Below are 20,135 nucleotides of genomic sequence, written 5' to 3'. Positions count from 1 at the left end.
CGTTTGAATGAGCCAAGTGCTGGAAGACCTGGTCGACTTGCTGACCCTGGAGCCCATCGAGGAAAACCTCTTTCGCGGGCGCAGCCAGGACCTGGGGTTTCGCCAGCTGTTTGGCGGCCAGGTGCTGGGCCAGTCGCTGTCGGCGGCGAGTCAGACCGTCGAGGAAGCGCGCCATGTGCATTCGCTGCACGGCTATTTCCTGCGTCCCGGGGATGCCGGCCTGCCGGTGGTGTATTCGGTTGACCGCGTACGCGATGGCGGCAGCTTCAGTACCCGGCGGGTGACGGCGATCCAGAAGGGCCACCCGATCTTTACCTGCAGTGCCTCGTTCCAGTACGACGAAGAGGGTTTCGAGCACCAGAGCAGCATGCCGCAGGTGGTGGGGCCGGAGAACCTGCCGTCGGAGCTGGAAATCACCCAGCAACGCGCCCACCTGATCCCCGAGCACATGCGTGACAAGCTGCTGTGCCCGAAGCCGATCGAAGTGCGCCCGGTGACCGAGAAGGACCCCTACAACCCGCAGCCGTCGGACCCGGTCAAGTACGTCTGGTTCCGCGCCGACGGTGCCCTGGCCGACTCGCCGGCGCTGCACAAGTACCTGCTCGCCTATGCGTCGGACTTCGGCCTGCTGACCACCTCGCTGCTGCCCCATGGCAAGTCGGTGTGGCAGAAGGATATGCAGGTCGCCAGTCTCGACCATGCCCTGTGGTTCCACGCCGACCTGCGCGCCGACGACTGGCTGCTGTATGCGATGGACAGTCCTTGGGCCGGCAATTCCCGTGGTTTCTCCCGCGGTAGCGTGTACAACCGCGCCGGTGTGCTGGTGGCGTCGGTGACCCAGGAAGGTCTGATCCGGCATCGCAAGGATTGGTCATGAGTTTGTCCGAGGTTCGTCACTGGGTGTTCGACATGGATGGCACCCTGACCGTTGCCGTGCATGATTTCGCCGCCATTCGCGTGGCCCTGTCGATTCCTCCGGAAGACGACATCCTGACCCACCTGGCAGCGCTGCCGGCCGACGAGGCGGCGGCCAAGCATGCCTGGTTGCTGGAGCATGAGCGGGATCTGGCCCTGGGCTCGCAAGCGGCGGTCGGTGCGGTGGAGCTGGTACGCGAGCTGGCCGGACGGGGTTATCGCCTGGGGATCCTGACGCGCAATGCTCGCGAACTGGCCCATGTGACGCTGCAGGCCATCGGTCTGGCCGACTGCTTTGCCGAAGCCGATGTGCTGGGCCGCGATGACGCACCGCCCAAGCCGCATCCGGGTGGTTTGCTGAAACTGGCCGAGGCCTGGGACGTCGCGCCGGCCGAGATGGTGATGGTCGGCGATTACCGCTTCGACCTGGACTGCGGACGGGCGGCGGGGGCACGGACGGTGTTGGTCAACCTGCCGGATAACCCGTGGCCGGAGCTCACGGACTGGCATGCCGAGGATTGTGTGGCGTTGCGGGAGATGCTGTCGGCTTGAGGGCCGCATCGCTGGCAAGCCAGCTCCCACATGGGATCGCATTGTGGCGCCTTGCGCGATCCACCGTGGGAGCTGGCTTGTCGGGGCGCCGCATCGCGGCGAAGGGGCCGGTCCAGGCAGCACATCCCCCGCCCTTTAACGCTGGAACAACGCCTTCTGCCCCTGTGGCGAAGTGAACATGCCGTCGCCGTTATGCCCGACCCCGGGCACCTCGACCAGAGTCTGCGCCAGCCCTTGCGGGTGACGTTGCTGCAGGTAGGCGAAATAGTTGTGTCCGCGAATCAGCCGATACGGGCCCTGGGCTTCCGCTCCGCAGCTCTTGTCCAGCGCCGGATGGTTCGGGTCGGTGTCCTGCTGGCCCAACAGGTAGGTGATAGAGCGTTGCACATAAGCCTGTTCCAGCTGCGCCGGCGATTGTCCCATGGCGTAGCTCGGCAGGTTCTGCAGGCCGTACTTCCAGTCGTTGAAGCCCGGGCAGGACGATGGATTGAATCCCGCCACCGGTCGCTGGGCACTGAACCAGGCATAGGACGACGGGTTGGCGATCACATACCGCAGCTTGATGCCGCTCCCGGCCAGTTGCGCGTCGCCGTGTCCCACCAGCGCATAACGCTGCACCACCTGGCCGCCGCCGGAGTGCCCGGCAATCACGACTTCACGCAGGGCCGGAAACTTTTTCCGATTGCCCAGGCGTTGCAGGACTTCATCCAGCGCGGCATAGGAACTCATTGGCGAAGGGCCGGTGGACGCCTCGCCGGCCATCCAGTCATTGCCCTGCCAGCGCAGCAGGTTGTCCGGCAGGTGATTGCGTCGTACATCGCTTTCGTTGAGGAACTGCGGCGCGATGATCAGCGTGTTGCTGTCCTGGCCGGCCTGGCTCGCGGCGGTCTCGGCGCTGTTGAGGTAGGTCATGGCATTGCGCAGCCGCCCGTGGACGATGATCAGCACCCGCTGCACATCGGGCATCGGCCCTTGCCAGTCGCGATTGAGGCCGACGCTCAACTCGCCGGCCGACAGCTTCAGATGATTGGGGCTGACTTCCTTGACCCCGTGTTCAGCGGCCTGGACCTGGCCACCGATGACGCACATACCCCACAACAATGATCCCAGCAGTGTTTTGTTCATTCACAGACTCTTGGCGGCGAAGGTATCGCATTGGTTGAGTTGCCCCTGGGCGAAGCCGGTCTTGAACCAGCGCACCCGTTGAGCAGAGGTGCCGTGAGTGAAGGAGTCCGGCACCACGCGTCCCTGACCCTGCTGCTGGAGGCGATCATCACCGATTGCGTTGGCGGCATTCAAGGCTTCTTCGATATCGCCGGGCTCGAGCCAGTTCAGGCGTTTCTGCGCGTGCCAGGCCCAGACGCCGGCCAGGCAGTCGGCCTGCAATTCCTGGCGTACCAGCAGGCCGCCGTCGCCTTCCATCTTGCGCCCCTGCTGGCGGGCGGCCTGCATCTTGGCGGAGACCCCGAGCAGGGTCTGCACGTGATGGCCGACTTCATGGGCGATCACGTAGGCCTGGGCAAAGTCCCCGGCAGCCTTGAAGCGCTGGGACATCTCGCGGAAGAAGTCCAGGTCGAGGTAAACCCGCTGGTCCGCCGGGCAATAGAACGGCCCGGTGGCCGAGGAGGCCAGGCCACAGGCGGAACTGACCTGGCCGCGGAACAGCACCAGGGTCGGCTCCTTGTATTGACGTCCGGCCTGCTGGAAGATCTGGCCCCAGGTGTCTTCGGTATCGCCGAGAATGGCCCGGACAAAATCCGCCTGCTCATCGTTGGCCGGCGGTGACTGCCGGGTTTGCGGGCTGACGGGCGCCGATTGCTGCTGGGTCAGTTGTCCGCTGAGTTGTCCGAGAATCTGCATCGGGTCCTGGCCCGTGAGCAAGCCGATGCCGACAATCAGCACCACGGCTGTCAGGCTCAAGCCCTTGCCGCCGCCGAAACGCAGTCCGCCACCTCCAGCATTGTTGTCATCACGAGCATCCACCACGTTGTCGCTGCGCCTTCCTTTTTTCCAAAGCATGTGGGAATCCTCTGTTTGTTGTGCAGATGAGTGTTGCTGCTGGGTGGGATAGCCGCCAGTCCGGTCGTCAGGCCATGCAGATAGAGGTCAGCCAGGGGATTTGGTTCAGAAGCCGCCGCTGACGGCTAATATCGGACACAATTGTGTCTGTCCTGACCTGCATGTCCCGACCGCAGCGGAGCCGCCCCACTCGTGAATATCGACACCCGTATCAAATTCCGCCACCTCGTGTGTTTTCTCGAAATGGCCCGCCAGGGCAGCCTGGCGCGGGCGGCGGATGTCCTGGCGGTGAGCCAGCCGGCGATGTCGAAGACCCTCAAGGAACTCGAGACGCTGCTGGAGACCAGCCTGTTCGTGCGCAGCAAAAGCGGCATCAGCCTGACCGAGGCCGGGGTGGCCTTCCTGCGTTACGCCGGGCCTTCGGTGCAGACCCTGCGCGAAGGCGTGCAGGCCCTGCGCGAGGGCGAGTACGCCGCTGGCGTGGTGCGGCTCGGCGTGCTGTCGACGGTGGAAAGCCTGTTGATGCCGGAGGTGGTGCGGCGCCTGCACGAACGGCATCCGGCGCTGGTGGTCAGTGTGGTGACCGGGCCCAGCGCCTACCTGCTCTCGCAATTGCGGGTCGGCGATGTCGACCTGGTGGTTGGCCGCATGACTGACAGCCCGGAGATCCAGGGGTTGACCTTCGAGCACCTGTACAGTGAATCCATGACCCTGGTGGCGCGGCCCGATCATCCGCTGTCGAGCGGTGCGCCGGATCGCGCCAGCGTGGAAAACTTCCCGTTGGTCCTGCCGCTGGCGGGCACCACCATCCGCAAGTTTGCCGACAGCCTGTTCGTGCAGTGCGGCATCCGCCAGTCGCGGCAGCGCCTGGAAACCCTGTCGGTGGCCTTGAGCCGGCGTTACGTGCTGTCCAGCGAGGCGCTGTGGATCGCGCCGCTGGATGCCGTGCGCCTGGACCTGGCGCGTGGCGAATTGTGCGAGATCGATCTCGGCCAGCGCGAGCCGGGTGGTTCCGTGGGCATTTCGAGCAATGCCAGCCTGCCGCTGTCGCTGGCGGCGCAATGGTCGGTGGAGATGCTGCGGGAAGTGGGGCAGGCGTATCGCGAAGGTCGTTATCCATAACCATTGGGTTATGGTTGTGCCCCGGCTTTTCAATATCCGCCGGTTCCCTGTTGGGGCACGCTGCAAGCGCGTGATTCATTCCTTGTAGCTTGCCGCTGCGTTTCCCCATAAAAACAACAGGAGATCGACATGTCTGAAGCAGACAGCAGTCGTTTTGTCATCCGTGACCGTAATTGGCACCCCAAAGCCCTGACCCCCGATTACAAGACGTCCATTGCCCGTTCCCCGCGCCAGGCGCTGGTGAGCATTCCGCAATCGCCCAGTGAAAGCACCGGTCCGGATTTTTCCCATCTGAAATTCGGTCGTTTCGATAACGACCTGCTGCTCAATTTCAACAATGGCGGCTTGCCCGTGGGCGAGCGCATCATCCTGGCCGGTCGGGTTTGCGATCAATACGGCCAGCCGGTTCCCCACACCCTGGTGGAAATCTGGCAGGCCAATGCCGGCGGGCGTTATCGGCACAAGAACGACCGCTACCTGGCGCCCCTGGACCCGAATTTCGGCGGCGTCGGCCGGGCGCTGACCGACCGTGACGGCTACTACAGCTTCCGCACCGTCAAGCCCGGGCCCTATCCATGGCGCAATGGCCCGAACGACTGGCGTCCGGCACATATCCATGTGTCCATCAGCGGCCCGTCGATTGCCACGCGATTGATCACCCAGTTGTATTTCGAAGGCGATCCGTTGATCCCGATGTGCCCCATCGTCAAGTCGATTGCCAATGCCGAAGCGGTGCAGAGCCTGATCGCCCGGCTCGACATGGGCAATGCCAATCCGATGGACTGCCTGGCGTATCGCTTTGACATCGTGCTGCGCGGCCAGCGCAAGACCCACTTCGAAAACTGCTGAGGAGACCGACCATGCCTGTTCAATTGCTCGCCGAAACCCCGTCACAGACCGCCGGTCCCTATGTGCATATCGGCCTGGCGCTGGCGGCTGCCGGCAATCCGCCGCGTCCGGAGGAAATCTGGAATGAAATGGCCAAGCCGGGAGCGCCCGGCGAACATATCCTGTTGCTCGGCAATGTCTATGACGGCAATGGCCACCTGGTGCGCGATTCCTTCCTGGAGTTCTGGCAGGCCAACCACGAGGGGGTCTACGACACGGCCTTCGATTCCGAGAAAACCTTCAACAGCTTCGGCCGCACGGCCACCACCTTCGATGCGGGGGAGTGGACGCTGGCGACCATCAAGCCGGGCGTGGTGAATGCGGCCGGCGTGCCGATGGCACCGCATATCAACGTCTCGCTGTTTGCCCGGGGGATCAATATCCACCTGCAGACCCGCCTGTACTTTTCCGACGAGGCCGAGGCCAACGCGAAATGCCCGGTGATCAACCTGATCGAGCAACCGCAGCGTCGGGAGACCCTGATTGCCCAGCGCTGCGAAGTGAACGGCAAGACGGCCTACCGTTTCGATATTCGTATCCAGGGTGAAGGCGAGACGGTGTTTTTCGATTTCTAACGTCGATGATCGTTCCCACGCTCTGCGTGGGAATGCTTCTCTGGACGCTCCGCGTCCGCTGTTGTGACGCAGAGCGTCACGGGCTGCATTCCCACGCGGAGCGTGGGAACGATCAGGGATGGGCTTGCCGGCGAACAGGCCAGCAAGCCTTGCCCAACCTTCGCCACGGCGAGATCAATCGACCAGCTTCGGAATCTTGCGCGGCGCCATGAAGTACATCCAGGTCAACGCCAGGAAATACATCGCCGGGATCAGCGTGAACAGTACCGCGTAGTTGTTGTTCGTGGTGGTCAGGATATAGCCGACCAACTGGGTCATGAACATGCCGCCGATGGCCGCGCACATCCCGCCGAAACCGAACACCGTGCTCATCATGTGCTTGGGGGTGTAGTCCATCACCAGGCTCCAGATGTTCGCGGTCCAGGCCTGGTGTGCGCCGATGGCCAGGGAGATCGCACCCACGGCGACCCACAGGTGGCTGGAACCGGCGGCCAGTATCACGCCGACGATGCAGCAGGCGAACAGCAGCATCGACAGCAGGCGGGCACGGATCGGGTTGATTCCGCGACCGATCAGGAACGACGAGAGGATGCCGCCGCCGACGCTGCCGAAGTCGGCGGTCAGGTAGATGATGATCAGCGGAATGCCCATCTGCGTCACGCTGATGCCCAGGTTGTACTGCTGGTTGAGGAAGGGTGGCAGCCAGTACAGGTAGAACCAGAACACCGGCGCGGTCAGCGAGTAAGCCAGGGCAAACGCCCAGGTGCCGCGCATGCGCAGGATCCGCGAGAAGGGTACGGCGGGCTGTTCCGGTTCGACTTCCTTCTGGATATACGCCAGTTCAGCCGGTTTCACCGATGGATGATCTTCCGGGTTGAAATACTTCAGGCCCCAGAACAGCAGCCAGATGCCGCCCAGCGCCGCCATGCACAGGAACGCCGCCTGCCAGCCCCAGACCTGCAGGACCAGGGGCAACAGCATCGGCGTGAACATCGCGCCGACGTTGGTCCCGGCATTGAAGATGCCGGTGGCCACCGCCCGCTCGCCGGCGGGAAACCACAGCCGGGTGGTCTTCACGCAGGCCGGGTAGTTGGCGGCTTCGGTCAGACCGAGGATGAACCGGCAGATCATGAAGCCCACCGCCGAGGTCGCCAGGCCGTGGGCGCCGGTCGCCAGGCTCCACAGCAGCACGGCGAAGAAGAACACGCGCTTCACGCCGATCTTGTCGATCAACCGCCCCTGCAGGACGAAACCGACGGCGTAACCGACCTGGAACCAGAAGTTGATGTTGGCGTAGTCCATCGCAGTCCAGCTCATTTCCTTGGCGAGGATGGGCTGCATGACGCCGAGGGCGGCGCGGTCGATGTAGTTCAGGGTGGTGGCGAAGAACACCAGGGCCAGCATGCCCCAGCGGGTCGTGCCGACGGCCATGGCGCCGCGGATCTTGTCGGCGATACCGCCGCGAGTGCCGCCCTGGGTGGCAGGGGAGCTTTGTGAAGTCGAGAGCATGAGCGATTACCCGTTTCTTGGAATTGTCTGGGTGGGTTTCTGCAGTTTGAAGCAATGCCTTGGCCTGGTTGATGGTGCGCAGTGAGCAAAAAACCGTCAATTCGCCGTGGGCCATTGTGGTCGATAATCGCACACAAAACTAACCAGTTCGTACACTTTGATTGATGTCCGGCTTGCCCTGCCTCAATAATCAATCCGGTTGCCGGAGGGCGATGGGATTCCTCCGTGGGGGCGGGCTTGCCCGCGCAGCTTCCAGCGATCCCAGGGGCCCTTTGCGGGCAAGCCCGCTCCCACAACTGCCCCGGCGTCTTTTGTCGGGGCTGGAGCGGTATCCAACAAAAACACCACCGCCAGGAGTCTACTTATGCAGCGTTCCATTGCCACCGTTTCCCTGAGCGGCACCTTGCCGGAAAAACTCGAGGCCATTGCCGCCGCCGGGTTCGATGGCGTGGAAATCTTTGAAAACGATCTGCTGTACTACGACGGCAGCCCCCGGGAAATCCGCCAGATGTGCGCGGACCTGGGGATCGCCATCACCCTGTTCCAGCCCTTTCGCGACTTCGAAGGCTGCCGCCGCGACCGCCTGGCGCGTAACCTGGAGCGCGCCGAGCGCAAGTTCGACCTGATGCAGGAACTGGGCACCGACCTGGTGCTGGTGTGCAGCAATGCGTCGGCCGACAGCCTGGGCGAGCGGCAGATCCTGGTCGACGACCTGCGCCTGCTGGCCGAACGCGCCGGCGCCCGTGGGTTGCGTATCGGCTACGAGGCGCTGGCCTGGGGCCGGCACGTCAACACCTACCAGCAGGTCTGGGATATCGTCCGCCAGGCCGACCACCCGAGCCTCGGCGTGCTGCTCGACAGCTTCCATACCCTGGCGCTCAAGGGCGATCCGGACGCCATCGCGCAGATTCCCGGCGACAAGATCTTCTTCGTGCAGATGGCCGACGCGCCGATCCTGGCGATGGATGTCCTGGAATGGAGCCGGCATTTTCGCTGCTTTCCGGGGCAAGGCGAATTCGACCTGCCGGGCTTTCTCGCGCCGATCATCAAGAGTGGTTACACCGGGCCGCTGTCCCTGGAGATCTTCAACGACGGTTTCCGTGCCGCGCCGCCCCGGGCGAATGCCGCCGATGGCCTGCGTTCGCTGTTGTACCTGGAAGAGAAAACCCGCGAGCGCCTGCTCCGGGAGGCTGGACCGAGCGCCACTCTCGACCCTCTGTTCGCGCCGCCGCCGGTCAGCGAAAACGAGGGTATCGAGTTCCTCGAGTTCGCCGTGGACGAAACCCTCGGTGCCCGGCTGACCCAGTGGCTGGAGCGCCTGGGCTTTGTCCACGCCGGTCAGCATCGCTCGAAAAACGTCAGCTTGTTGCGCCAGGGCGATATCAACCTGATCCTCAATGGCGAACCCTATTCCTTCGCCCACAACTTCTTCGAGGCCCATGGCCCGTCCCTGTGCGCCACGGCGATCCGGGTCAACGACAGCGCCAGTGCGCTGTCCCGGGCGATAGCCTACAAGGGCCAGCCTTATCGCGGCCTAGTCGGTCCCAACGAGCTGGAGCTGGCGGCGGTGCGGGCGCCGGATGGCAGCCTGATCTATCTGGTGGACAAGGAGGCTGCCGGGCAGAAACTCTATGCCACCGATTTCAACCTGTTGCCCGTCGCACCGATGCGGGCCGGTCTCAAGCGGATCGATCACATGGCCATGGCGCTGCCCGCGGACAGCCTCGACAGCTGGGTGCTGTTCTACAAGAGCCTGCTGGATTTCGAAGCCGACGACGAGGTGGTGCTGCCGGATCCCTATGGCCTGGTGAAGAGTCGGGCACTGCGCAGTCGCTGCAGTTCGATCCGCCTGCCGCTGAATATTTCCGAGAACCGCAACACGGCGATTTCCCATGCGCTGTCGAGCTATCGTGGTTCCGGCGTGCACCATATCGCCTTTGACTGCGACGATATTTTCGCCGAGGTCAGCCGGGCGAAAGAAGCGGGCGTGGCGTTGCTGGATATCCCCCTCAACTATTACGACGACCTGGCGGCGCGCTTCGATTTCGACGACGAATTCCTCAGCGAACTGGCCTACTACAACGTGCTGTACGACCGCGATGCCCAGGGTGGCGAGCTGTTCCACGTCTATACCGAGCCGTTCGAAGGGCGGTTCTTCTTCGAAATCCTGCAACGCAAGGGCGGTTACGCCGGCTATGGCGCGGCGAATGTCGCGGTGCGCCTGGCGGCGATGGCCAAATCCCGTAGCGGTGCCGTGCGCCAGGCCCGGCTTTAGCGCTCTGGGGCGAGGGAGTGGGGAATTGACCTGTCTCCCCGCTTCCTTCGCTGGGGGACGCAGCCCATAATCGCCAGCATCTGCCGAGAAGGCCGTGAGCCCAGAATGACCATGACTTCAGAACTTCCCGCCGCGCCTGACGTGTCCCTGCCCGCCGCCGTGCCGCGCAAGAGTCGCAAGAACAATCCCGAGAAGACCCGCGAGAACATCCTCCAGGAAGCGATTGTCGAGTTCGTCCAGCAGGGCCTTTCCGGTGCGCGGGTCGATGCGATCGCCGAGCGGACCCACACCTCGAAGCGGATGATCTATTACTACTTCGGCAGCAAGGAACAGCTCTACGTCGAGGTTCTGGAGAAGCTCTACGGCGAGATCCGCAGCACCGAGAGCCGCCTGCACCTGACGGAACTGGAACCGCGTGAAGCGATTCGGCGGATGGTCGAGTTCACCTTCGACCACCATGACCGCAACGTCGATTTCGTACGGATCGTCAGCATCGAGAACATCCACAAGGGGGAGTACGTCAAGCAGTCCCGGGCGATCCGCTCGATGAACGTCACCATCCTCGGCGCGCTGGGCGAGATCCTGCAACGAGGCGCGCAGCAGGGACTGTTCCGCAGCGGCCTGGACCCGCTGGACGTGCACCTGTTGGTGAGTTCGTTCTGTTTCTACCGGGTCTCGAACCGCCACACCATCGGTGAGATCTTCCAGATCGACCTGCCGGACGAGCAGATCAAGGCGCGGCATCGGGAGATGATCTGCGAATCGGTGTTGAGGTACCTACAGGCTTGATCGATTGTCCGGACGGGCGGGCGCTGCTCCTACGGCTATCGCATCCGTGCGGCGCTCGTCGCCTCCTGCGCCATCTGCAACTCTGCCCCTTGTAGCCACCTGCCGTAGTATTCCTTAAGTTCCTGCTCCCAGCCGATCACTTCATCCAGCACCTGCTCGGCCTGTTCTCGGGCAAGCGCGAAGTGCTCATGATGGCTGAGCAGGTTGCGGCGGCTGATCTGGGCTCCTTCACGACCGACAGCCATGGCCAGCGTCTGGGCGGGGCCTTCATCGAGAATGGGCAGCACGTCGTACATCGGCGAGAGACGCCATTGGCCTGCGGTCCAGATAATGGCGTGGTTGCGCGGGTGGTCGTCGCTGTTGCCGACCAGTGCGTTGTAGCACATGCGCTTGAACAGCTCCTGCAGATCTTTGTCGGGAACGCCACGGCGGCGCATCTCATCGGCGACACCCGCATAGCGCCAGTCATGCTGGGTCATCCACTCGGCGTCGAGCAAGGTGAGCGCGCTGAGCATGGGGAGGCGACTGCCGCCCTCGGCCAGCGGTGTCCGATCGAAGCGTTCCACCAAGAGCGTGGACGGGGTTTCGGCGTGCAGGGCCGTGCGGGCGACATTCAGGCCCTTGGAGGCGGCAAAGGTCATGCACGCGTATTCGACAGCCGGCAGGTCGTACTGATCAAAGCGGTCTCGGGGTTTGGCCAGGATCAGCATACCGTGATCCTGCAGGGTACGCTTCGGGCGGGCGCCGCCCAGTGAAGAACGCTGTTGGCGCAGGTTCAGTATCGAGACCGACTCCTGATCCAGTTGGCTGTCATAGACCGCTTCGCATGCCTCGACGAATTTTGCCAGGCCTCTTAATGTCGGCGCGGGCTCAGAGCCGAGACCTGGCGCTGGAGAGGCGGATCGCCCGACCATCAGGTTGCCAATACGGTCGTTGTTCGGTGACTTGAGCAGGAAGTCGAGGGTGGTCAGTTCCTGGCCATAGGCACGGTGAAGCAGACGCTCGCCCCAGCCGTCCGGCATGGCATCGTTGATAAAACCCGGGATGCCGCGATTCTTGGTGATGCCGGTATAGGCTTCGGCGCGCAGCGGATAGTTGATGGGGTCGGGGACCCAGCCATTGCTGGCCACGTAGTCGGGGGCATATAGAAATTCGCCGACCTTGCCCTGGAGCGTCAGTCGACCCAGGGTGACGACTTCACCTGTCTGCGGGTGTTCCATATAGATATAGGCGCGGGACATCAGAAATCCTCCGCCTTGGGTTTGGACAGGCGAACACGTCTCGAGGCCAGGCTCGCATGATTGTCCTCGTCCGTGACGTATCGTGTGATTTGCGAGGTGCCTTCGATCCCCTCCAGTGAACCGAAAATCATCTCGTTGATGCCCAGGCGCCAGAGCACCAGCATGAAGGACCTGAGGTCCACCAACTCCGAGCCATTCTCGATCTTGCGCAGCGTATGCTCGGAGATCCCGAGGCTGGATCTGAAGTCTGACTGGCGCAGGCCCAGATCCAGGCGTCTGGCTTTCACCAGTAGCCCGATTTTACTGAGGGTATCGCTACAGCCGACCGGAAAGAATGCCTTCATAACACTTACCAGGATGAGCCTTACCTTTGATAAGACTCACTGTAGCACGTCTTATGAGAAAGACGTTTTATTATAAGGCTCAATTTTGTGAGTCTTATGCAGGATAAGACTCATCACGGTGAGCCTTATAGACGCTGAAAGTGCTCCACCATCCGCTGCGCATCCGGCGTCAGGCCACTGAACAGTTCGAACGCCTTCACCGCCTGGAACACGGCCATGGTGCCGCCATCGAGCGTGCGGCAACCCAGGGCGCGGGCGTTGCGCAGCAGTTCGGTTTCCAGGGGGAAGTAGACGATCTCCGCGACCCACAGTGCCGCCCGCAGCAGTTCCAGCGGGACCGGCATGCCGGGCAGCTTGACCATGCCCATGGGGGTGGTATTCACCAGGCCGTCGGCACGGGCCATGGCGGCGGCCAGGTCGCTTCCGGCCCTGGCCCGGCCGCCATCGAAATGCCGGTTGAGGTTGTCCGCCAGGCTTCGCGCACGGTCGCTGTCGACATCGAATATCGTCAGTTGCCGCACACCTTCGGCGAGCAACGCATGAGCCACCGCCGCCCCCGCGCCGCCGGCACCCATCTGCACCACGTGTTCCACCGCGACGCCCTCGAGCCCGCGCCGAAAGCCTTCGGCGAAACCCAGGCAGTCGGTGTTGTGGCCCACCCGCTTGCCGTCCTTGAGCACCACGGTATTCACCGCGCCAATCCCTCGTGCCTCGGGGGACAATTCGTCGAGCAACGGAATGATCGCCTGCTTGCAGGGAAAGGTGATGTTCAGGCCTGTGAATGCCATGCGCTCGGCGGCCAGCAACAGGTCGGGCAGGGCATCGATGCCCAGTTGCAGCTGATCCAGGTCGATCAGCCGATACAGGTAACGCAAGCCCTGGGCATCGCCTTCGTGCTCATGCAGGGCGGGCGTGCGCGAACCCTGGATACCGGCGCCGATCAGTCCGGCCAGTACGCTGGTGCTATTGCTCCGGGACATTGCGCTCACCCCTTCAATGTCTGGCTGAAATAGTCCAGCGCCAGGCGATAACCGTGGCTGCCGAAGCCACACATCACCGCCTTGGCGATGGATGAGACGAACGAGTGATGGCGGAACGGTTCGCGGGCATGGACGTTGGACAGATGCACTTCGATCACCGGCAACTCGCTGGCCACCAGTGCATCGCGGATCGCTACCGAGGTGTGGGTCCAGGCGGCCGGGTTGATGATGATCCCGGCGCAACGCCCGCGCGCCGCGTGGATCCAGTCCAGCAGTTCGCCTTCATGGTTGGTCTGGCGAAATTCCACGGTCAGGCCCAACTCGGTGGCGGTACGACCGCACAAGGCGGAAATGTCCGCCAGGGTTTCATGGCCGTAGGTGGCCGGCTCGCGGGTTCCGAGCAGGTTCAGGTTGGGGCCGTTGAGCACCAGCACGATAGGCGGCATCAGGGGAGTCTCCGTTGTTGTTCTTGGCGTCGACCGCAAGGCATTCGGGTCTGTCTGGATAAAATGTACTAACTGGTTAATCCAAGTCAAATGCCAGCAAGCAACCCGGCGCAAACCGCGTGCTTTAGTGTTCGATCAACGAACAGTGTCGGGTTGGGGAGGGCAAAGGCATGGGGCGATGACGACCAGTGATCGGTCTGTGACTTGACGCTGTCTCGTTCAAGGAGAATACTCGGGAAAATTCATATAGATGACTGGATAACTACAAAAATGGACACACTTTCCAGCGATGAACGTCTTCCGCTCTATCAACGCCTGCGCGACGAGCTGGCCCGGCAGATTGCCAACAACCGCTGGCGTCCGGGCGAAGCGATTCCCACCGAAGCCGTACTGGCCGGCGAGTACCAGCTGTCCATCGGCACCGTGCGCAAGGCCATCGACAAGCTGGTGGAGGAAGGCATCCTCGAACGCCAGCAGGGTCGCGGCACCTTTATCCGCCGCCCGCAGTTCCAGTCTTCGCTGTTCCGCTTTTTCCGCTTCCAGAGCCTGGCCGGTGAACGGCAGATGCCGGAAAGCCGGATCCTCACCGTCGATTCCCTGCCCGCACCTTCCGCCGTCAGCCAGGCACTGGGGCTGCCGCCCGAGGCCGAAGTGATCCGTCTGGTCCGCCTGCGGTTGCTGGAAGGCACACCGCTGCTGGCCGAGGAAATCTGGCTGCCGCAAGCGCCGTTCCAGGCCCTGCTAACGGTCGACCTGGACCGCCAGGGGCCGCTGCTTTATCCGATCTACGAAGCGCTGTGCGGCCAGGTGGTCGCCTGTGCCGAAGAGACCCTCACCGCCGAAGCCGTGGGCGAGGTGCATGCGCGACTGTTGCAGATCGAGCCCGACAGCCCAGTGGTGGTGATCGAGCGACTGGCCCGTGACTACGCCGGCCGACCGCTGGAGTGGCGGCGTTCCCGTGGCCATGCCAGCCACTTCCGCTACAGCGTCGAGATCCGCTGAGCCCCGACCGGCTTCCTGTTCACCTATAAGGATAAGAAATCATGTTCAGTTGGTATCGCGACATCACTTCGCGGGAGCGCAAGACGTTCTGGGCCTGCTTCGGCGGCTGGTCCCTGGATGCCCTGGAAGTGCAGATGTTCGGCCTGGCAATCCCGGCGCTGATTGCCGCCTTCGCCCTGAGCAAGGGCGACGCCGGGCTGGTCAGCGGCGTGACCCTGATCACCTCGGCCATCGGCGGCTGGCTCGGCGGCACGCTGTCCGACCGCTACGGCCGGGTACGCACCCTGCAATGGATGATCCTCTGGTTCTCGCTGTTCACCTTTCTCTCGGCCTTTGTCACCGGGTTCAACCAGTTGCTGGTGGTCAAGGCATTGCAGGGCTTCGGTATCGGTGGCGAGTGGGCGGCGGGCGCGGTGCTGATGGCGGAAACCATCCAGGCCCGCTATCGCGGCAAGGTCATGGGCGCGGTGCAGAGTGCCTGGGCGATCGGCTGGGGCGCGGCGGTCGGGGTCTTCACCCTGATCTACACCTTCGTACCCGAGGCCATGGCCTGGCGCGTGATGTTCCTGGTGGGGTTGCTGCCGGCGCTGCTGGTGATCTATGTGCGCCGCAGCGTGGTCGAGCCGGACGGCACGCAACGCCAGGCCAAGGCCGAAGGGCGCGGCCTGCTGGCGTCGATGGCGGGGATCTTCCGTCCCGAGCTGCTGCGGGTCACGCTGCTGGGCGGCATCCTCGGCCTGGGCGCCCACGGCGGTTACCACGCGGTGATGACCTGGTTGCCGACCTTTCTCAAGACCGAACGCAACCTCTCGGTACTCAGCTCCGGCGGCTACCTGGCGGTGATCATCGTCGCGTTCTGGTTCGGCTGTATCGTCAGTGGCCTGTTGCTGGATCGTATCGGCCGGCGCAAGAACATCATCCTCTTTGCCTTCTGTTGCGTGGTCACGGTGCAGTGCTACCTGTTCCTGCCGCTGAGCAATACCCAGATGCTGTTCCTCGGCTTCCCCCTGGGCTTCTTCGCCGCCGGGATTCCGGCCAGCCTCGGCTCCTTCTTCAATGAGCTGTACCCGGCCGATGTGCGCGGCGCGGGCGTGGGCTTCTGCTACAACTTCGGCCGGGTGCTGTCGGCGGTGTTCCCGTTCATGGTCGGGCATATGAGCGAGTCGATGTCCCTGGGTTCGGCCATCGGCATCGACGCCGGGATCGCCTATGGCGTCGCGGTGCTCGCGGCGCTGGCCTTGCCGGAAACCAAAGGCCGCAACTTGCAGGGGGCCGCGCCGGATGCGCCACCGATCAGGCGCGCTGATGCCCGCCAGTTATCCTGAGAGCGTCACGAAACCTTGTGGGAGCGGCCGGTCGACGCTCGATTGCCTGCGATGAGGGCCGTGAGCCTTGCATCGCCTGATCGGCCACCACCGACGGCAAGCCGGCTCCCACAGGGCCTGTATTCACCTTTCCATAGATGAGTTCCATGTCCGAGATTTGCCCATTGCCGATTAGCGGCATCGATGCCCATGCCCATGTTTTCGAGCGCGGCCTGGGGTTGGCGGCCGCGCGCCGTTATGCGCCGGACTACGACGCCACCCTGGCCGACTACCTGGCGCGCTTGCAGGAAAACGGCCTGAGCCACGGCGTGCTGGTGCAGCCGAGTTTCCTCGGGACCGACAACCGCTATCTGCTGGCGGCGCTGCAGCAGGCGCCCGAGCGGTTGCGGGGGGTAGTGGTGGTCGAGCGCGACATTGCCTTCGAGGAACTGCGGCGCATGGCCGGACTCGGTGTTGCGGGCGTGCGCCTGAACCTGATGGGGCAGCCGCTGCCGGACTTTGCCGAGGCGTCGTGGCAGGTGTTTTTTCAGCACTTGCGCCGCCTGGACTGGCATGTCGAAGTGCATCGTCAACTGGAAGACCTGCCGGCGTTGATCCAGCCGTTGCTGGCGCACGGTTGCCGGGTGGTGGTCGATCATTTCGGCCGTCCCGATTCGCGGCTCGGGGTCGAGCAGCCGGCCTTTGCCCGCCTGCTGGCGCTGGGGGAAAGCGGGCGGTTGTGGATCAAGGTCTCGGCGATCTATCGGCTGGGTGGCACACCGATGGAAAACCTGCATTTCGCCGAGAAGGCCTTGTCGCAGATGTTGCAGAGCGTAGGGCCGGACCGGTTGCTGTGGGGCAGCGACTGGCCCCATACCCAGCATGAGCAGGACGTGAATTTCGCCTCCGAATTCGACCGCCTGCGCCGCCTGGCCTGCGCCGCGCCGCTGCGCCAGCATCTGCTGTGCGACACGGCGGCGCAGCTGTTCGGGTTTGTGACGGACTGAGTGGCGGTTGGCGCCCGCGAAGGACGCCACGCGGTGTATCAGGTCTTGCGCGCCGGCGTTCTTCGCGGGCAAGCCCGCTCCCACACAGGCTTGTCTGTTGCGCGGTTTCAGCGGCGGGTCAGCAGGACCCCGGATTCCATATGGTGGGTCCAGGGGAACTGATCGAACAGCGCACAGCGTTCGATGCGGTGGGTGTCGTGCAGTTGCGCGATATTCGCCGCCAGGGTCTCGGGGTTGCAGGAGATGTACAGGATATTGTCGAAGCGCCGGGTCAGTTCGCAGGTGTCCGGGTCCATGCCGGCGCGCGGCGGGTCGACGAACACGCTGCCGAACTCGTAGCTCTTCAGGTCGATACCATGCAAGCGGCGGAATGGCCGCACTTCATTCAAGGCCTCGGTCAGTTCCTCGGCGGACAGGCGCACCAGGGTGACGGTGTCCACGGCGTTCTCGTCGAGGTTGCTCAGGGCGGCATTGACCGAGGTCTTGCTGATCTCGGTCGCCAGCACCTTGCGTACCCGTGTCGCCAGCGGCAGGGTGAAGTTGCCGTTGCCGCAGTACAGCTCCAGCAGGTCGTCGGTGCGCTCGCCCAGTGCCTCATAGGCCCAGTTGAGCATCTTCTGGTTCACCGTGCCGTTGGGCTGGGTGAAGGCACCTTCCGGTTGCCGGTAGCTGAAGGTACGACCGGCAATCTCGAACTTCTCCACTACGTAGTCATGACCGATCACCACGCGCTTGCCCTTGGAGCGACCGATGATGCTCACGCCCAGGTCGGCGGCGAGTTGTTCGGCAGCGGTTTGCCAGTGCTCGTCCAGCGGGCGGTGATAGCACAGGGTGATCATCGCATCGCCGGCCAGGGTGGTCAGGAACTCCACCTGGAACAGCTTGTGGCTCAGGGGCGCGCTGGCTTGCCAGGCCGCCTTGAGCCGAGGCATCAGTTCATTGATGCGCAGGCTGGCGATGGGAAATTCTTCGATCAGGATCGGCGTGCGCTTGTCGTCCTGGGAAAACATCGCGTAGTGGCGTTCGCCGGCTTCGCGCCACAGGCGGAATTCGGCGCGCAGGCGGAAATGCTGCAGCGGCGAGTCGAACACTTGCGGTTCGGGTGCAGCGAACGGCGCCAGCAGGTCGCGCAGGCGCGCGACCTTGTCGTTGAGCTGGACGGCGTAGGTCGAGGAATCAAAAGTCATGCGTTGAACCAACCCAACTTGATCACAAACAGAATCGACAGAATCACCAGCGCCGGGTTCAGCTCGCGTGCGCGGCCAGACAGCAGCTTGATCGCGGTCCAGGCAATGAAGCCGAACGCGATGCCGTTGGCGATGGAATAGGTGAACGGCATGGCCAGGGCGGTGATGACCACCGGCGCCGCCTCGGTGACGTCATCCCAGTTGATCTCGGCCAGCCCCGAAGCCATCAGCACGGCCACGAACAGCAGCGCCGGGGCGGTGGCGAAAGCCGGGACACTGCCGGCCAGCGGGGCGAAGAACAGTGCCAGGAGGAACAGCACGGCGACCACGATGGCGGTCAGGCCGGTGCGGCCACCGGCGCTGACGCCCGCGGCCGACTCGATGTAGCTGGTGGTGGTCGAGGTGCCCAGCAGCGAACCGGCCATGGCGGCGGTGCTGTCGGCGATCAGGGCGCGGCCCATTTTCGGCATGTGGCCGTCCTTGCCCATCAACCCGGCGCGCTTGGCGACGCCGATCAGGGTACCGGAGTTGTCGAACAGGTCGACGAACAGGAAGGCGAAGATCACGCTGACCAGGCCGATGTCCAGGGCGCCCTTGATGTCCAGCTGCAGGAAGGTCGGCGCCAGCGACGGCGGGGCCGAGATAATGCCGCCGAACGGGCTGAAGCCCATCAGGATCGAGACGATGGTCACGCCGAGGATACCGATCAGCACCGCGCCGCGGACTTTCAGGGCGTCCAGGGCGACGATGACGGCAAAGCCCAGGGTGGCGAGGATCGGTGCCGGCTGCTTGAGGTCGCCGAGGCCGACCATGGTCGCCGGGTTGCTGACCACGATACCGGCGTTGTGCAGGGCGATCAGCGCCAGGAACAGGCCGATACCGGCGGCAATCGCCGAGCGCAGCGGCAGCGGGATGCTGTTGATGATCCATTCGCGGATACGGAAGATCGACAGCAGGAAGAAGCACACCGCCGAGATGAACACCGCGCCCAGGGCCACTTGCCAGGTGTGACCCATGTGCAGGACCACGGTGTAGGTGAAGAAGGCGTTCAGGCCCATGCCCGGTGCGAGGGCGATCGGATAGTTGGCGATCAGGCCCATCACGGTCGAGCCGATGGCGGCTGCCAGGCAGGTCGCGACGAACACCGCGCCCTTGTCCATGCCGGTTTCGCCGAGAATGCTCGGGTTGACGAACAGGATGTAGGCCATGGCCAGGAAGGTCGTGACGCCCGCGAGAATCTCGGTGCGCACATTGGTATTGTGTGCCTTGAGTTGAAACAGCCTTTCCAGCATCTCTGCTCCCCAATGGCGCGTTCGGCGCCTTGAATGAATCGGTCCCAACAGCAAAGCACAGACTCTGGCGGCCTGATGAAATTCGTCTGCGGGAAAAAGCCGCGCATCATACCAGCCGGTGGCGGGAATGGGGCGCGGTGGTGCGGTCATCGCGTGACCGCCTGGCACGAACTACTGCGAAATCCGTGCCTGAGGCATACTCTGCGGCAGACAAGGGGATTGCCTTAGGGAACAAATGATGAAACAAGTACTCAATCGCCTGGCCCTGTATGCCGGTGCACTGCTGCTATCGGCCGGCGGCCAGGCCCATGCGGCACCGGCGGCACCGCTGAAAGGGGTGGCAATCTATACGGTGGCGTCCGCGGGGGTGGTCGAGGATGTTTCCGACGGTCGCAAACGCACGCAAATCGCTCATCGCGGGCCGAATATCACGGTTACGGTCGTCGAGCTGGGCTATGGACGTGCACCGGGGGCGACGTTCAACGGCACCCCGCTCAGTTACAGCCAACGCAATTCCCTGTGTGAATTCAACAAGCCGTTCGTGCCCTGCAACGGTGGTGCGGTGGTCGGCTACAGCTATATATACGATCTGCAGGAGCAGCAGCAGGGCACCTTCAGCTTCAGTGACCGCTCCCTGACGATGCCGGTGCAGACGATGACGGCGACCATCGAGATCAACTGACAGGAT

Annotated in this window: 20 protein-coding genes; 11 read left to right on the top strand and 9 right to left on the bottom strand. The window is 63.5% G+C overall.

Annotated elements, in window-relative coordinates; genetic code table 11:
* The first annotated feature begins 7 nt into the window (after positions 1 to 7).
* On the top strand, positions 8 to 877 hold the full coding sequence (gene tesB, locus ACL9RJ_RS12630) for an acyl-CoA thioesterase II (protein ID WP_177083998.1): 870 nt from the start codon (positions 8 to 10) through the stop codon (positions 875 to 877).
* Positions 874 to 1,467: an HAD family hydrolase gene (locus ACL9RJ_RS12625; protein ID WP_017123396.1), complete on the top strand. Its 594-nt coding sequence runs from the start codon at positions 874 to 876 to the stop codon at positions 1,465 to 1,467. Before tesB ends, ACL9RJ_RS12625 begins: the two co-directional genes overlap by 4 nt.
* Positions 1,468 to 1,602: 135 nt before the next feature.
* Here ACL9RJ_RS12625 and ACL9RJ_RS12620 read toward each other — a convergent pair whose 3' ends face one another.
* Both ACL9RJ_RS12620 and ypfJ read right to left on the bottom strand, forming a co-directional pair.
* Positions 1,603 to 2,592 carry an alpha/beta hydrolase gene (locus tag ACL9RJ_RS12620; protein ID WP_017123397.1) on the bottom strand — a complete coding sequence of 330 codons (990 nt, stop codon included), beginning with the start codon at positions 2,590 to 2,592 and terminating at the stop codon, positions 1,603 to 1,605.
* Positions 2,593 to 3,486 carry a KPN_02809 family neutral zinc metallopeptidase gene (ypfJ, locus tag ACL9RJ_RS12615; RefSeq protein ID WP_042934211.1) on the bottom strand — a complete coding sequence of 298 codons (894 nt, stop codon included), beginning with the start codon at positions 3,484 to 3,486 and terminating at the stop codon, positions 2,593 to 2,595.
* Positions 3,487 to 3,678: 192 nt separating this feature from the next.
* On the opposite strand from ypfJ, the gene pcaQ reads away from it, so the two are divergent.
* From pcaQ to pcaG, 3 genes are all read left to right on the top strand, one after another.
* Positions 3,679 to 4,608 carry a pca operon transcription factor PcaQ gene (pcaQ, locus tag ACL9RJ_RS12610; protein ID WP_017123399.1) on the top strand — a complete coding sequence of 310 codons (930 nt, stop codon included), beginning with the start codon at positions 3,679 to 3,681 and terminating at the stop codon, positions 4,606 to 4,608.
* A gap of 129 nt (positions 4,609 to 4,737) precedes the next feature.
* Positions 4,738 to 5,457: a protocatechuate 3,4-dioxygenase subunit beta gene (gene pcaH / locus ACL9RJ_RS12605; RefSeq protein WP_017123400.1), complete on the top strand. Its 720-nt coding sequence runs from the start codon at positions 4,738 to 4,740 to the stop codon at positions 5,455 to 5,457.
* 11 nt (positions 5,458 to 5,468) lie between these two features.
* Complete coding sequence (gene pcaG / locus ACL9RJ_RS12600) at positions 5,469 to 6,071, top strand: protocatechuate 3,4-dioxygenase subunit alpha (protein ID WP_422765301.1); 603 nt, start codon at positions 5,469 to 5,471, stop codon at positions 6,069 to 6,071.
* A 174-nt stretch (positions 6,072 to 6,245) separates the two neighbouring features.
* Here the strand turns inward: pcaG and ACL9RJ_RS12595 are convergent, their stop codons facing one another.
* Entirely contained in the window at positions 6,246 to 7,502 is a 1,257-nt protein-coding gene (locus ACL9RJ_RS12595) for an MFS transporter (protein ID WP_244861917.1), read from the bottom strand.
* Positions 7,503 to 7,944: 442 nt separating this feature from the next.
* Here ACL9RJ_RS12595 and quiC point away from each other — a divergent pair, with 442 nt between their 5' ends.
* Entirely contained in the window at positions 7,945 to 9,855 is a 1,911-nt protein-coding gene (quiC, locus tag ACL9RJ_RS12590) for a 3-dehydroshikimate dehydratase QuiC (protein WP_422765300.1), read from the top strand.
* A 105-nt stretch (positions 9,856 to 9,960) separates the two neighbouring features.
* Complete coding sequence (locus tag ACL9RJ_RS12585; protein ID WP_017123404.1) at positions 9,961 to 10,644, top strand: TetR/AcrR family transcriptional regulator; 684 nt, start codon at positions 9,961 to 9,963, stop codon at positions 10,642 to 10,644.
* 35 nt (positions 10,645 to 10,679) lie between these two features.
* Here the strand turns inward: ACL9RJ_RS12585 and ACL9RJ_RS12580 are convergent, their stop codons facing one another.
* The 4 genes from ACL9RJ_RS12580 to aroQ all read right to left on the bottom strand — a co-directional run bounded on the left by ACL9RJ_RS12580 (position 10,680) and on the right by aroQ (position 13,655).
* Positions 10,680 to 11,885, bottom strand: coding sequence for a type II toxin-antitoxin system HipA family toxin (locus ACL9RJ_RS12580; RefSeq protein ID WP_177118146.1), 1,206 nt, complete (start codon positions 11,883 to 11,885; stop codon positions 10,680 to 10,682).
* A complete protein-coding gene (locus tag ACL9RJ_RS12575) occupies positions 11,885 to 12,229 on the bottom strand; it encodes a hypothetical protein (protein WP_017123406.1) in 345 nt (114 codons plus the stop codon). The genes ACL9RJ_RS12580 and ACL9RJ_RS12575 overlap by 1 nt, the downstream gene beginning before the upstream one ends.
* A gap of 125 nt (positions 12,230 to 12,354) precedes the next feature.
* Positions 12,355 to 13,209, bottom strand: a complete 855-nt coding sequence (locus tag ACL9RJ_RS12570) for a shikimate dehydrogenase (RefSeq protein WP_177118147.1) — start codon at positions 13,207 to 13,209, stop codon at positions 12,355 to 12,357.
* A gap of 5 nt (positions 13,210 to 13,214) precedes the next feature.
* A complete protein-coding gene (gene aroQ / locus ACL9RJ_RS12565; protein ID WP_017123408.1) occupies positions 13,215 to 13,655 on the bottom strand; it encodes a type II 3-dehydroquinate dehydratase in 441 nt (146 codons plus the stop codon).
* A 270-nt stretch (positions 13,656 to 13,925) separates the two neighbouring features.
* On the opposite strand from aroQ, the gene ACL9RJ_RS12560 reads away from it, so the two are divergent.
* From ACL9RJ_RS12560 to ACL9RJ_RS12550, 3 genes are all read left to right on the top strand, one after another.
* Positions 13,926 to 14,657 (top strand): GntR family transcriptional regulator, encoded by a 732-nt coding sequence (locus tag ACL9RJ_RS12560; RefSeq protein ID WP_177118148.1) that lies wholly within the window; start codon positions 13,926 to 13,928, stop codon positions 14,655 to 14,657.
* A gap of 41 nt (positions 14,658 to 14,698) precedes the next feature.
* Positions 14,699 to 15,982: an MFS transporter gene (locus ACL9RJ_RS12555; RefSeq protein WP_017123410.1), complete on the top strand. Its 1,284-nt coding sequence runs from the start codon at positions 14,699 to 14,701 to the stop codon at positions 15,980 to 15,982.
* Positions 15,983 to 16,128: 146 nt separating this feature from the next.
* Positions 16,129 to 16,968 (top strand): amidohydrolase family protein, encoded by an 840-nt coding sequence (locus ACL9RJ_RS12550; RefSeq protein WP_017123411.1) that lies wholly within the window; start codon positions 16,129 to 16,131, stop codon positions 16,966 to 16,968.
* Between the two features lie 107 nt (positions 16,969 to 17,075).
* On the opposite strand, the gene trmA is transcribed toward ACL9RJ_RS12550, so the two are convergent.
* A complete protein-coding gene (gene trmA, locus ACL9RJ_RS12545) occupies positions 17,076 to 18,155 on the bottom strand; it encodes a tRNA (uridine(54)-C5)-methyltransferase TrmA (RefSeq protein ID WP_422765299.1) in 1,080 nt (359 codons plus the stop codon).
* The gene (locus tag ACL9RJ_RS12540; RefSeq protein WP_178963020.1) at positions 18,152 to 19,447 is read right to left on the bottom strand and encodes an NCS2 family permease; all 1,296 of its coding nucleotides are present in this window, start codon (positions 19,445 to 19,447) and stop codon (positions 18,152 to 18,154) included. Before ACL9RJ_RS12540 ends, trmA begins: the two co-directional genes overlap by 4 nt.
* A gap of 238 nt (positions 19,448 to 19,685) precedes the next feature.
* On the opposite strand from ACL9RJ_RS12540, the gene ACL9RJ_RS12535 reads away from it, so the two are divergent.
* Positions 19,686 to 20,129 (top strand): DUF4879 domain-containing protein, encoded by a 444-nt coding sequence (locus ACL9RJ_RS12535; protein ID WP_178963022.1) that lies wholly within the window; start codon positions 19,686 to 19,688, stop codon positions 20,127 to 20,129.
* Positions 20,130 to 20,135 lie beyond the last annotated feature (6 nt).

The sequence above is a fragment of the Pseudomonas sp. Mn2068 genome, assembly GCF_049319725.1.
GTDB classification, from domain to species: Bacteria; Pseudomonadota; Gammaproteobacteria; order Pseudomonadales; family Pseudomonadaceae; genus Aquipseudomonas; species Aquipseudomonas gingeri.
Note: the sequence above shows the minus strand (reverse complement) of the source record. Positions and strands in the feature narration are given on the sequence as shown.